We start from the raw sequence: 13,211 nt of genomic DNA, 5'->3' as shown, positions 1-13,211 counted from the left end.
TTTGAGATCAATTGCTCGTACTTTTTTGAGCAATTAGTTTTTTATACTTTTCCAGCAATTCATCCTCAGATTCCACATGATTAGGATCTTTAGGAATACAGTCTACCGGGCAGAATAATGAACACTGGGGTTGGTCATAATGACCAATACATTCAGTACATAGATTCGGATCAATTTCATAGATCAGTTCACCCATATAAATCGCTTCATTTGGGCATACAGGCTCACAAACGTCACAATTGATGCACTCATCCGTAATAATTAAAGACACTCTACCAACCTTGCTGATGCTTACGTTCAAATGCCTCAACAACTGCTTTTGGCACAAATTTCGTCACATCACCTTTCAAACGTGCAATTTCACGAACTAATGTGGATGAAATAAACGAGTATTGCTCTGACGGCGTTAAAAATACAGCTTCAAAATTTGAATCTAATTGACGATTCATATTTGCAAGTTGAAACTCATATTCAAAGTCAGACACTGCTCTTAAACCTCTGAGTACAGCTGTTGCCTTTTGCTCTTGAAAAAAATTCACCAATAAACCGTCAAAACCAACAAACTCTACATTGTCTAAATGGCTTAACGATGATTTTGCAAGCGCAACTCGCTCATCTAAACTAAACACTGGATTTTTGTGATGACCAATTGCAATCGCAACTACAACTTCATCAAACATTTTTGCAGCACGAGATACAAGATCAATATGACCATTAGTAATAGGATCGAATGTTCCCGGATAGATGACACGAGTTTTAGACATCCATTTATACTCTAAGATTATTATGTAGGCGCATAGTTTAACAAAAACTCAATTCACACGCACACTTGTTGACAGTGAAATGACTTCACCTCAAGCCAAGTTTGAGGCAAAATAGGTCTAATCTTGGAATATTTGTATTATGTCGAAATCGATTGTAGTAAAAAAAAATAATAGTGGCACTATTGCGCTTAACAAACGTGCACGTCACGATTATTTTATTGAAGAAAAATTTGAAGCTGGTTTAGCGTTACAAGGTTGGGAAGTAAAATCTCTTCGTGCTGGACGCATGAGTATCACGGAAAGCTATATTATTTTCAAAAATAATGAAGCTTATTTATTTGGTGCTCAAATTCAACCTCTTCTTTCTGCTTCAACTCATATCGTTCCCGAAGCAACACGTACTCGTAAACTACTTCTTTCACGTCGCGAACTCGAGAAACTCCAAGGAGCGATCAATCAAAAAGGTTACACATGTGTACCTTTGGCGTGCTATTGGAAAGGTCGTTTAGTCAAACTCGAAATTGCACTTGTTAAAGGTAAACAATTACACGATAAACGTGCCACTGAAAAAGACCGCGATTGGCAGCGTGATAAAGCAAGAATTTTTCATAAATAAAAAAACCGCTCATTTGAGCGGTTTTTTTATTAACAAAACCTTAAATTTCCATAACAGTTTGGAGCAAAGGTTTGATTTTTAAGTTGTAAATCTTTTAATGGAAAATTTACATTGGTATTCGGCAAATGAACATTCCCAACACCAAGTTTGTCACCAAACAGACAATCAAGTGCATTACAAGATGGAGGATTTCGACTGATATAATCACTGATTGGTCCAACCACTTGTTTTAACACATCATTCGTAATATCGATACGCTTCTCAGGTGTTACATCCCCAATATTAATCGAATCATTAAACGCCATCCACCAGCCCTGTTGTGCAGCAACGTCAGCATTTGGCCACCAGATTTCACTGTTTTGCACAGAGAGCGAGAATGGATTGTTTACAGGGATTTTATGAATTAAACCTAAGTTTTGATCTACCGTAATGTTGGCTTTTAAACCTGTAATGTTACCACTGACCTCTTTTTGCAAATTCAGTAATCCTACCCCTAGCACTTGGATATTAGCCGTGAGATTACCACCAAAATTCAATTGATTAATATTGGCAACACCTGTCAATTGTGCAGAACTCATTCGAGTACCAGAGACCGTAGTTCCATTAATTTGAATTGGTGCAGTCGTTTCTTGTAATGCTAAATTGTAATTATTCGATTTAAAATCGAGTGTCAAAGTAGGTGCAATAATACAAATCACACAAATTCTTGCATTCACTTTTCCATCGATAGTTTGACCAGTATCGGCATAGGTCATACTTCGAGCATTAGTATAACCCATACCCTGAGTGGGATTAATTTTTAAATAACCACTGAGTGAGTTAATACCATTCGGTTTATCAGAGTTTTCATCACCAAGCGTCAGTAAACCTAATACTTTTTCAGCACTGAGACGCAAACCCACAACTTCTCGAGTTGATGCCGATGTTGGATTTTTTACCGCAAACTCTAAAAATGGATTGGTTAGCTTGGCTGAAGAACCCGCACGACCCTCTCTAGTGTCTGACATACCACTCAAACTCAGATTTTCGATATCAATATCACATCCACCTGCTCCATTAATACCACCACAGCCAAGTTGTAAATGCTTAATATTTGCATTGAGTTCTATATCTGCTTCCATTCCAAGCTTATAAAAGCCAACACCTTTACCTCGCATATTGTTTGCCCCATCATTGGGATCAATATAACTCATACTTAACAAAGCTTGGCCATTTGTCGCTGATAACTCTTCATCACTCATCATTTTTAAATCATTATGAATGTTATTAGCCGTTGCATACAAAGGAATCAACACTAAGCATGATGTTGATAAAATCAATTTGATAGAACCAAGTAAACTCTTCAACATTAGAGTCTCCATATTATTTTTATTCAGGCTTAATCCATAAGCAACATCATTACTATCTATAAATTAATGAAAAAAATAAAGAGGCTTAAAACTTGCTAAATGAATTAAAATATAGAAATTAAAATAAAATTTAATATTTTCTAGAGACTTACATCACATTATTAATTTTTAAAATGTGATGTATATTCCAATTTATCCGATGAAATGCAAACTTAAAACTCAAGTATATCTATTATTTAGCAGAATTTTAAACTTCCATAACAGTTTGGGGCAAAGGATTGATTTTTTAACTGTAAGTTTACCAAATCCATATTCACTCTTGAATTTGTTAATGGAACCTCACCTAATCTAAAATTACCTGCTAAACAACTTGTTGCTAAAAAACCACATTCGATTGGATTAGCCTGTAAATAATTACTAATTAGCGGTACAACTTGTTTAATCACTGCATCTGTCACAACCACTTTTTGACTCGGAGTAACATTACCTATATCAATTGGGTCCTCGATTGAAAGCCACCAACCTGTCTGAGCAGCAACACTCGCTCCAGTCCAATGTATATCTTGTTTTTGCATCGATAGAGAAAATGGATTACTCAAAGGTAAGCGGTGAATATATCCAAGGTTCTCTGAAACTTTAACATCTACATTTAGGTTTGAAACATTACCCGTAATGTCACCAGATAGTGGTATAGGCACAAGCCCCCAGAGTTTAGCATTTGCAGAAATTTTACCTGACAATGCAATGTTATCTATTCGAGCAACACCTGTTAAATAGACATTTGACATTCTGTTACCACTAATAGTTTGGCCATTAATTTTTAAAGAGCCGCTTCCCTCAGCTAAATTTAAAGCATAATCATTAGACGTAAAGTCTGCACTTACGAAACCTGTTGTACTCTTTGCTTTTCCGTAAACTAATTCTCCAAGATTGTTAAAATTTACACCAGAACGAGCTGCTGTTGTCGCAGTTCCAACAGCGTCCCTAATCTTCAGATAGCCACTTAAACTATTGATACCATTTGGTTTTTCAGAGTTCTCACTACCAAGCGTTAATAATCCTAGTACTTTTTCTGCACTTAAACGAACACCAACCATTTCACGTGTTGAAGCTGAATCTGGGTTTTTTATAGCAAACTCTAAAAATGGATTGGTTAGTTGGGCACTTGATTGGACGCGTCCTTCACGAGTTTCTGCAACCCCTGACAAACTTAAGTTATCGATATCAATATCACAACCGTTTGCACCATTTACTCCACCGCATCCAAGTTGCAATCTTTTGATGTTAGCATTTAAATCTAATTGGGCTTCCATTCCCATTTTATAAAATCCAATATTTTGACCAGGATTCTTATTGACGGAATCTGCAGGTGAAATATAGCTTAAGCTCATGAGTGCTTTACCTTCAACATGTGAAAGTTCAGCGTCAGTCAGTTCTTGCATTGGAGCAGCATACGCTAATGTTATTGAAGTCAATCCATAGATGACAGGAATACAAAAATTTCTTGATTTCGCTAATCCTATTAAGATCATCATTGTCTCCACAATTTTTTATTTTTATGTCTTGTCTAATAAAAAGACAATGTAATATTCACTATTATATAAATTTTTACTATAAAATTGTGATTGATCTAACATTTTTTGTATTTAAATAATTCATATTTCAAAAAAATGGTCTAGTAATGAATCACTTATATCAACTTAGCAACTTGTAAATTAATGTATTTTTATTTAAATCTTTCATTTAAATAAACAACAGATCGAAGTGATTAAATAAAATCTCAAACATAAGTAAAGATGATGAGCTTTAAGAAAGTCATCACTTAAATACCCAAACGATCTGATTGAAACTAAATAAATTCTGTTCACTCCATGAAGACAAATGTCGCCATACGTCCAGTTTTGGAATTACGGCGATGAGAATAATATGTTTGATCCTCCGTGTAGCTACATCGCTCACCTCCAAGAACCTGTTCCACCCCTAAACTTTTCAATATATGGCGAGCAATCGCATACAGATCTGCGTAATACTTACCCTCTAGATCTCCCTTTTGAAATGCTGAGCTCAATTCTGGAAGCCTATCGCAGAATGTGTGCATTACTTCTTCACCCACTTCAAAGCATGGCTGACTAATTGCCGCACCTAACCACGCCCAAGAGGGTTGAGTGCTCATGGCCTTGACTGTATTTTCAATAATACCATTTGCCAATCCTCGCCAACCTGCATGCAAATTAGCGACTTCAGTACCATCTTTGTTACCGAGAACCACCGGTAAACAATCTGCCGTCATCATCATTAATGCATGATGTTTTTGTTGTGTCACTAAACCATCGCCATTTAGGGCGCGTAAGCTCATGTCATCATTTACAACATGACAAATTGTACTGTGCGTTTGGTTCATCCAAGTCAATCGATTCACCCCATAGACCGAGAAGTCATTTAACAAGCTCATTCTATGCCGATGAACACGTTCTGGTTGATCATTTACATGCAACGCCAAGTTAAAACCTTCTAAATCAGTCTGTGGTGTTTTCAGTGCGTGAGGGTGACTCAATTCTGTTTGTCCTACCACGACACCTTTGGGCAAACCTTGCACAATTTGCATGTAAACTTTCCTTTAATTTAGTAAGCCTTATTTTCCGTACGAAGTGTCTCAAGTAATGCTGTGAAATCTTCAGGCCATGGTGCTTCAAACATCATTTCTTCACCTGTCCGTGGATGTATTAACCCCAATTTTGATGCATGAAGCGCTTGACGTCTAAACTCTCGTAAATGAGTAGTAAGTTTTTCCGAAGCACCCGCAGGTACTTTGACACGACTGACATAAACTGGATCACCAACCAAAGGGAAACCAATATAAGTGAAATGCACACGAATCTGATGAGTACGTCCAGTTTCTAATTGTGCTTGAACACGTGTGAAATTTTGGAATCTTTCTTTCACATTATAGTGAGTCACGGCATCACGACCACCTGGTAAGATCGCCATTTTTACACGATCTACAGGATGACGTTTAATCGGCTCATCAATTTTACCGCCTGCAATAATATTGCCATAACAAATTAAATCATAAATTCGATAAACTGATTTTTTCGCTAACTGTTTACTTAAGGAAAATTGAGCTTCTAAATTTTTAGCTACAACCAAGAGACCACTAGTATCTTTATCGATACGGTGTACTAGACCAGCTCGAGATAATTCTGCTGATTTAGGAAAATGATATAAAAGTGCATTAACCAAAGTACCATTCGGGTTTCCTGCGCCAGGATGCACAACCATCCCCACTGGCTTGTTAATGACTAAGATGTCATCATCTTCATAAATAATATCTAAAGGGATATTTTCAGGTTGACTGGTGACTTGGGCTTCAAGCTCTACATCAAGCGTGAGTAGCTCATTCCCTTCACTTTTATATTTTGGTTTCACAACTTGACCATTTACCAACAAATGACCATCCTTCAACCATTGTTTCAATTTTTCACGCGAAAATTCGTTCCAAGCGAGTGCTGCAACTTGATCTATTCGCTGACCAAGAGAACTCTCATCCACTTGAAATTGCAACGATAAACGTGTTGCAGTTGGGGCTGAAGTATGGTTATCTGCATCCTCAGAATCTTCAAGTAAATTGATGTCGATTTCTGGGAAATTAGAATTAGAAGTTTGTGCTGAAGTCATTTGCTCATTCGGACAAAAGTGGTTTAATAGTGCAATTGTAGCCTATTGCCCGTATAAACAGAGGAATTTTTATGTCGCTACCACGTTATAAAGTTACAATGCTTGCTTTATCGCTAGGCTTAGCAGCAACATTTGTGGGCTGTAGCAGTAATCCCAAGAAGGATGTTGTGGATACTGGACCTAAATCAACCGAACAATCTTATTTCGATAAAGCACAAAAAGCATTAGATCGTGGTCAATATAGCGATGCAGCACAATCATTAGAAGCAATTGAAACTTATTACCCTACAGGTCAATATACTCAACAAGCTCAACTCGATCTTTTATATGCTCGTTTTCAACAAAAAGACTATGAAGCTGTTATTGCGCTAGCAGACCGTTTTATTCGTTTAAATCCTCAACATCCTAATGTTGATTATGCTTACTATGTTCGTGGTGTGGCGAATATGGAGCAAAACTATGATGGTCTCATCCGCTATACATCACTTCAACAGGCTCATCGTGATGTCAGCTATTTAAAAGTTGCATATCAAAATTTTGTTGATTTCATTCGTCGTTTCCCAAGTAGTCAGTATGCTGTAGATGCTGCTCAGCGCATGAAATTTATTGGTCAAGAACTTGCTGAAAGTGAAATGAATGCGGCTCGCTTTAACTTAAAGCGTAAAGCTTGGCTTGCAGCAGTTGAGCGTGGACAATGGGTTATGGAACATTTCCCTCAAACACCTCAAGTACCAGAAGCGCTTGCAACGATTGCTTACGGATACGATAAACTCGGTGACAAGGCAACATCTCAACAATACGTTGAAGTGCTAAAGCTAAACTACCCTCATCTTGTGAAGTCTAATGGTGAGGTCGATTTACGCGCAGCACGTAAAGATGGAAGTTGGTTAAATCGTGCAACCTTGGGTATTTTAGGCCGTGAAGCACGCAGTCAAACAACAGCAGAAGTATCAGCAGAGCAATCTGACAACATCAATACACAACCCGGTTTATTGAATCGCTTAAGCTTTGGCTTGCTTGGTAATAAAGATCACAATGTGGAAAGTGCGCCAGCAAATGAAAGTATGTACGACCCACAGCGTCAATAATCCATTCTTATGAATCAAAAAAGGTGGGATTACCCACCTTTTTTATTGCATGGCTTTATTTATCGTCTTAAGTGTTTAGGATAGACTTAATTCAATCACTTTATTCCTCATTCTTCTGGCTTTTTAATTATGGCAATTCCACAACATACGATTGATCAAATTTTAGATCGAACTGACATCGTCGATCTTATTGGCCAACGTGTGAAATTAAAAAAGTCAGGTCGTACCTATTCAGGCTGTTGTCCTTTTCATCAAGAGAAAACACCTTCTTTTCACGTCTACCGTGATAAGCAATATTTCCACTGTTTCGGTTGCCAAGCCAATGGAAATGCAATTCGCTTTATGATGGATATTGATAATCGCAATTTCATCGAGGTGATTAAAGACCTGGCAAGCCAAACCGGTATCGAATTACCTAAAGACAATCAAGACAATAAAAAACTCTCATACAAGAGAGAACCTATTAAACCTAACCCAGAAAAGCAACCGCAGGCACCCATTGAAGCAGATGCAGGAGAAATCATTTCTCTGCCTGCTTCAGCTTTTGATGTAGATCCTTTTGAAGCATTTCAAAACTATGAATTCGATGAGTATCAATTTAATACAGATGACTTGAATTCAGTTGAGGTCGCACCTGAAGGTAATTTATACGATCTTCTTGAAAATGTTGCTTTATTTTATGAAAAACAACTTCCAAATAGCCAAATTGCGCAACAGTATTTTCAGCGACGCGGACTAAGTGATACCACGATTAAGTATTGGCGATTAGGTTATGCCCCAGAAGATTGGCAACATCTTGAAAAAGCATTTCCGCAAGATATTGAAGGATTAAAACTACTCGGTTTGATCAGAACCAGTGATTCTGGTCGTGATTTTGATCTACTACGAGAACGTGTCATTTTTCCTATACGTGATGCAAAAGGTCGCGTTGTCGGATTTGGTGGACGAGCATTGAATGACGAGATCAAACCCAAATATATCAACTCGCCAGACTCTGAAGTTTTCCATAAAAACCAACTACTCTATGGCTTATATGAAGGTCGTAAGCTCAAAGCCAATCATTGGTTAATGGTTGAAGGTTACATGGATGTCATCGCATTACAGCAAGCTGGCATTCCTGGCGCAGTTGCCACCTTGGGGACGGCGAGCAATGCTGATCATTTGAATCTATTATTTAAACAAAACAATCAGTTAACTATTGCTTTTGATGGTGATTCGGCTGGTCAAAAAGCAGCTCGACGCACTTTAGAAATTGCACTTCCCCTCTTAAATGATGGTCGTGAACTGAAATTTTTTATTCTACCTGCGGAGCATGATCCTGACTCATTAGTTCGTAAGGAAGGTGTTGAAACTTTCAATCGACTTTGGCAACAATCACCACTCTTATCTGAGTTTGCTTTTTCACTGCTCAGTCAACAATATCAAATCAATACACCTGAAGGTAAAAGTCAGGTCATGGCTGAGCTAAATCAACTCACTAATCTGATGCCTAAACAAGGTTCGTATCGCTATTTGATTCGTCAATATTTCAAAGAAAAATTAGGATTCAATAAAAAGTGGCAACCTCAAGTGAGTCTTGACGCTTCATTATCATTTAATATTCGCACACGAGATGAAGATTTCGCAGTCGCAATGTTAATGTACCATCCATTTCTTTATATTCATTTTGAAGTATTACGTGCAGTGATTCCTGAAGATGAATTGCTTGCAAAAGTATTAAAAATTTTTAATGTCATTTTTGATGACCTGCCAGACGACCAAGAGCTAGCGAGTTATTATATTTTGGGTGCTTGTAGCCCATTTCATCATGAACTCTCTGAGATTTTAAAACGTACCAATATTCAAACACTCACTGAAGCCCCTGAAATGGCTGATAAACTTGCCTCAGAATACTCGCTTTCACTTCAAGAAAAATATCTGAGAATCAAATTTAAAGCAGCAAAATCATTAAACGAGTCTAAAAACTTAAGACAACAACTGAATGAGCTAACCAAAAAAATTGGACTACGCTTACTACATGAATAAATAAAAGCGGTCAGTGACCGCTTTTATTTTTTTAGTTTTCGCTGAGCACTAAAAATATCTTCTAAATGTTCTTTAATCGTTTCATAGACATCAGGATTTTCATCTTTAGCGACTTCTCTGAGTAAGATGGATGTAGGATGTAATAGCTTTTGCGTCAAACGATGCGCCATTTCCTGCATGACAATGGCTGCATCATCGCCAGAGGCTAAACGATCTAATGCATGGTTTAATTCAAATGCTTTAACTTCATCTCCATGAGCCCGATACTCACTAATAGTCGCTCCAGCTTGTGAAACTTTCTGCTGAGTCACCAATTGTGTTGCTAATTGGTTGACCATCACTTCAGCTTCAACAGCGGCTTGGCGTCGCTGCGCTAAGTTTTCGTCAATGACACCTTGAAGATCGTCCACCCCATAAAGGTAAACACCATCCAAACTTTCAACCTTAGACTCAATATCGCGAGGAACAGCCAAATCGACCATCAACATTTGACGGTAACGACGTTTTTTGAGTGCTGACTTAACATCTTGATAGGAAATGACCTGATGTAAACTTCCTGTACAACTTGAAATCACATCAGCGCGATGTAAATTTTGAGCTAAATCAACAAAAGGAATAATTTCTACCGCAACACGATGTGATATTTCTTGCGCCAAAATTTCCGCCCGTTCTTGACCACGGTTACAAATTAAAATTTTAGCAACGCCCATTTCAGCCAAGTGCTTTGCAACCAAGCTATTCATTTCACCTGCTGCAACCACCATGACGGTTAATTGTTCAGGCTTACTAAAAACTTGTAGTGCTAACTGTGCTACCGCATAACCCATGGATACAGCATGACTACCGACCGCTGTTTCTGAACGCACTTTCTTAGCAGCATAAAATGCATATTCGAAAATACGATTTAAATTTTGTGAAACAACTTCAGACTCTTTTGCTAAATTAAGTGCAGACTTAACTTGCCCCATAATCTGAGGCTCTCCAAGCATAAGTGAATCTAATCCTGATGCAACACGCATCAAATGTGTCACAGCATCTGTATTTTCATAACGGTAAATATGATTTTGTAATTGTTTTACATCAATGCCATTTTTTTGAGCGAGCCAATCTAATACCATCTCCGCATTATCAGCGATGGCGTAGACTTCAGTACGATTACAGGTTGACACCACAACCATATCGTTCAGCTGGTCATGGTGACTTTGTTCAGCCAACAATAGTTTTAACTTTTCAGGGTTAAAAGCAACTTGCTCTCGTAATTCAACTGAGGCTGTTTGATGGTTGACACCCAATGCAAAGAAAGACATATCAGATCATCAATTGGCTAAATTTATGCTATTGTGCAATAACGGTGTCATAAAAAGCAGTACTTGGATAAAAAAATTGCGTCAAACAATGAGCCGCACAACCGGCATGACAATTCGACAGTATTCTACCACACTCTTGTTAGTGAGTAGCATGACTTACAGTGCTCATATTAGAGCATCTGGAGAATTTTACCATGCCAATTTAAATCATAAAGTTTTACAACAGGCGATGGTTGCAGAATTTGCTTTAGCTGCACATGACACACCGACTGCTTTACACAACTATACCGTACTTGCAATCCAAACCAGTTCAACAGCTTTAAAACAACGTGCACTTAACGTCGCACTCGAACAAAACGACTTACAAGCCGCTTTAGATATTGCAACCCATTGGGTCGTGCAAGAACCCAAAGATGTACCTGCAAAATTCTATCTTGCGCATATCGCATTAAAGTCACACGAATATGAACTTGCTGCTGATGTGCTCGATGATATTTTAAATTTAGATCCTGAATCAGATTTAGAACAAATTCTTGAAGGAATTTCTCCGGAATCCCCTGAGGATCGAGCATATTTATTAAACACTTTGCGTAATAGTAAAACGCGTAACAATCCTTCAATTCTCGTTTTGATTGCGAGTTTACAAGCACAAAATAATGAAATCGAAAATGCCTTAATTACTTTAAATAAAGCATTAAAAAAACGCCCCAAATCAACAGGGTTTATCTTACTGAAAGCCAACTTACTCATGGCTTTAGGCAACGAAGAAGAGACGCTAAAATGGTTTGAAAAAAGTGCTCGTAAAAATCGTAATAATTTAGAGCTAAGTCTGGCTGAAATCCGCTACTTAATTAAACTGAATAAAAATGAACAGGCGTTAAGCAAATTAAAACGCATCATAAAAAAATGGCCTGATTCGGAAGAAGCTCTTTTTATCGCTGGTCTAACCTCAATTGATCTCAAAGAATATGAGCTTGCTGAACAGTATTTAGTCGAACTACGTGCATCTGGACAGTATCAAAATGATGCTTATTTTTATTTGGCATTAAATGCTGAACGAAAACAACATTTTGAAACAGCTAAAGCTTATTATCGACTTGTAGATGGTAATTTATATATGGTTTCTAGACGAAATCTAATTTCAATCTATGACAAACAAAATCGCTTAAGTGATGCGCTGCGCTTTCTGACTCAGGAACGGGTGAATTACCCCCAATATGCGAGTTTCTTATATCAAGCACAAGCTGAAATACTCAAAAAAATGGGCAATAACAAAGCTGCCTTGGGCTTACTCAAAGAAGCGGCTAAAAACTTAACTGATGACCCTGAAATTTTATATTCTCAAGTCTTATTACTTGATCCATTTACGGATCGCGATCAATTAGATGAATTGCTTAAAAAATTACTCACGATCGAACCCAATAGTCCAACATATCTGAATGCGTATGCATATACTCTGGCGTTGCAAAATCGTCGTTTAGATGAGGCGAGACAATATGCCGAACAAGCTTTAGACAATGCCCCAGAACAAGCATCTATCTTAGATACCTTAGGCTATATCTGCTTTCTTCAAAACGATTTTGACACTTCCACCCGTGTACTTGCGAAAGCATATCAACTCAGCCAAAGTCCAAATATCGGCATTCGATATGCTAAATCGCTTTATATGCTGGGTTCACTGGAAGAATTTAGCCAAGTGTTACATCAACTCCATAAAAATCATCCAAATCATCCTCAATTGGATCAACTCGATAGTTTATTGTTGCCACAAAATATCAAAAAGAGTTAATACTGTATGATCTTAAATTTAAAATCATTATTCCTGATTGCCACAAGTAGTGCGCTTCTTGGGTTAACTGGCTGTCAAGCAATTCAAACTCAACCATCACCGCCAACAACGCAAAACCTTGAACAATCAAATCAATTTAATCTTCAGGGTAAAATTGGCGTTAAGACCCCCAAGCAATCAGGCAGTGCTTTTTTTACTTGGCAACAGCAAGATGAACAGTTTGATATCGAGTTAAGCGGAATTCTTGGAGTCGGTAAAACTCAAATCTCAGGTCAACCTGGTCAAGTGACACTGAACAGTGCCAAAACTGGTGAAATTACAGCCAACTCACCTGAAGAGTTATTGTTTCGTGCAACAGGTTGGGAAGCACCAATTACTTATTTAGTCGATTGGGTACAAGCTAAGCAAGCGACTGAAGAAGCTGAAATTCAAAAAGACGAATCGATGCGAATCAGTGAAATTAAAGAACAAGGTTGGCATATTCAATTATCTTACAACGGTCAATCTACACAACCAAACCGTTTGATTTTAAAGCAACAACTTGAAGATGGAACTGAAAATCGTATTACAATGGTAATTCAAAATCGTTAAGTTTGAT

At 37.7% G+C, this 13,211-nt stretch carries 12 protein-coding genes; 5 read left to right on the top strand and 7 right to left on the bottom strand.

The window, feature by feature from the left end; genetic code table 11:
- Window positions 1-7: 7 nt before the first annotated feature.
- Both AC1M9H_RS05785 and coaD read right to left on the bottom strand, forming a co-directional pair.
- Complete coding sequence (locus tag AC1M9H_RS05785; protein ID WP_180027945.1) at window positions 8-271, bottom strand: YfhL family 4Fe-4S dicluster ferredoxin; 264 nt, start codon at window positions 269-271, stop codon at window positions 8-10.
- A 1-nt stretch (window position 272) separates the two neighbouring features.
- Entirely contained in the window at window positions 273-764 is a 492-nt protein-coding gene (coaD, locus tag AC1M9H_RS05780) for a pantetheine-phosphate adenylyltransferase (protein WP_035269911.1), read from the bottom strand.
- A 139-nt stretch (window positions 765-903) separates the two neighbouring features.
- Between coaD and smpB the strand changes: the two genes are divergently transcribed.
- Window positions 904-1,380, top strand: a complete 477-nt coding sequence (gene smpB, locus AC1M9H_RS05775) for an SsrA-binding protein SmpB (RefSeq protein ID WP_035269908.1) — start codon at window positions 904-906, stop codon at window positions 1,378-1,380.
- A 29-nt stretch (window positions 1,381-1,409) separates the two neighbouring features.
- Here smpB and AC1M9H_RS05770 read toward each other — a convergent pair whose 3' ends face one another.
- From AC1M9H_RS05770 to rluD, 4 genes are all read right to left on the bottom strand, one after another.
- Complete coding sequence (locus tag AC1M9H_RS05770; RefSeq protein WP_481612954.1) at window positions 1,410-2,729, bottom strand: hypothetical protein; 1,320 nt, start codon at window positions 2,727-2,729, stop codon at window positions 1,410-1,412.
- Between the two features lie 236 nt (window positions 2,730-2,965).
- Entirely contained in the window at window positions 2,966-4,264 is a 1,299-nt protein-coding gene (locus AC1M9H_RS05765; RefSeq protein ID WP_481612953.1) for a hypothetical protein, read from the bottom strand.
- 329 nt (window positions 4,265-4,593) lie between these two features.
- Window positions 4,594-5,334, bottom strand: a complete 741-nt coding sequence (pgeF, locus tag AC1M9H_RS05760) for a peptidoglycan editing factor PgeF (protein WP_481612952.1) — start codon at window positions 5,332-5,334, stop codon at window positions 4,594-4,596.
- 17 nt (window positions 5,335-5,351) lie between these two features.
- Window positions 5,352-6,404, bottom strand: coding sequence for a 23S rRNA pseudouridine(1911/1915/1917) synthase RluD (rluD, locus tag AC1M9H_RS05755; protein ID WP_481612951.1), 1,053 nt, complete (start codon window positions 6,402-6,404; stop codon window positions 5,352-5,354).
- A gap of 71 nt (window positions 6,405-6,475) precedes the next feature.
- Here rluD and AC1M9H_RS05750 point away from each other — a divergent pair, with 71 nt between their 5' ends.
- Together AC1M9H_RS05750 and AC1M9H_RS05745 are read left to right on the top strand one after the other, a co-directional pair.
- Window positions 6,476-7,492, top strand: a complete 1,017-nt coding sequence (locus AC1M9H_RS05750) for an outer membrane protein assembly factor BamD (protein WP_481612950.1) — start codon at window positions 6,476-6,478, stop codon at window positions 7,490-7,492.
- Between the two features lie 129 nt (window positions 7,493-7,621).
- Entirely contained in the window at window positions 7,622-9,517 is a 1,896-nt protein-coding gene (locus tag AC1M9H_RS05745; RefSeq protein ID WP_481612949.1) for a DNA primase, read from the top strand.
- Between the two features lie 23 nt (window positions 9,518-9,540).
- Here AC1M9H_RS05745 and hemA read toward each other — a convergent pair whose 3' ends face one another.
- Window positions 9,541-10,824 carry a glutamyl-tRNA reductase gene (gene hemA, locus AC1M9H_RS05740; RefSeq protein ID WP_481612948.1) on the bottom strand — a complete coding sequence of 428 codons (1,284 nt, stop codon included), beginning with the start codon at window positions 10,822-10,824 and terminating at the stop codon, window positions 9,541-9,543.
- 76 nt (window positions 10,825-10,900) lie between these two features.
- On the opposite strand from hemA, the gene AC1M9H_RS05735 reads away from it, so the two are divergent.
- Together AC1M9H_RS05735 and lolB are read left to right on the top strand one after the other, a co-directional pair.
- Window positions 10,901-12,613 (top strand): tetratricopeptide repeat protein, encoded by a 1,713-nt coding sequence (locus AC1M9H_RS05735; protein ID WP_481607575.1) that lies wholly within the window; start codon window positions 10,901-10,903, stop codon window positions 12,611-12,613.
- A gap of 6 nt (window positions 12,614-12,619) precedes the next feature.
- Window positions 12,620-13,204: a lipoprotein insertase outer membrane protein LolB gene (gene lolB, locus AC1M9H_RS05730; RefSeq protein ID WP_481607574.1), complete on the top strand. Its 585-nt coding sequence runs from the start codon at window positions 12,620-12,622 to the stop codon at window positions 13,202-13,204.
- The last annotated feature ends 7 nt before the right edge of the window (window positions 13,205-13,211 follow it).

This window comes from Acinetobacter sp. ANC_7512 (assembly GCF_056779935.1).
This window is presented reverse-complemented; position numbering and strand designations above follow the sequence as displayed.

What these genes read in the sequence shown, in the direction of transcription:
- smpB (WP_035269908.1), top strand. Translation starts at nt 904, where the DNA reads ATGTCGAAATCGATTGTAGTAAAAAAAAATAATAGTGGCACTATTGCG.
- rluD (WP_481612951.1), bottom strand. Translation starts at nt 6,404, where the DNA reads ATGACTTCAGCACAAACTTCTAATTCTAATTTCCCAGAAATCGACATC.
- lolB (WP_481607574.1), top strand. Translation starts at nt 12,620, where the DNA reads ATGATCTTAAATTTAAAATCATTATTCCTGATTGCCACAAGTAGTGCG.
- AC1M9H_RS05750 (WP_481612950.1), top strand. Translation starts at nt 6,476, where the DNA reads ATGTCGCTACCACGTTATAAAGTTACAATGCTTGCTTTATCGCTAGGC.
- AC1M9H_RS05745 (WP_481612949.1), top strand. Translation starts at nt 7,622, where the DNA reads ATGGCAATTCCACAACATACGATTGATCAAATTTTAGATCGAACTGAC.
- AC1M9H_RS05765 (WP_481612953.1), bottom strand. Translation starts at nt 4,264, where the DNA reads ATGATGATCTTAATAGGATTAGCGAAATCAAGAAATTTTTGTATTCCT.
- coaD (WP_035269911.1), bottom strand. Translation starts at nt 764, where the DNA reads ATGTCTAAAACTCGTGTCATCTATCCGGGAACATTCGATCCTATTACT.
- hemA (WP_481612948.1), bottom strand. Translation starts at nt 10,824, where the DNA reads ATGTCTTTCTTTGCATTGGGTGTCAACCATCAAACAGCCTCAGTTGAA.
- AC1M9H_RS05770 (WP_481612954.1), bottom strand. Translation starts at nt 2,729, where the DNA reads ATGTTGAAGAGTTTACTTGGTTCTATCAAATTGATTTTATCAACATCA.
- pgeF (WP_481612952.1), bottom strand. Translation starts at nt 5,334, where the DNA reads ATGCAAATTGTGCAAGGTTTGCCCAAAGGTGTCGTGGTAGGACAAACA.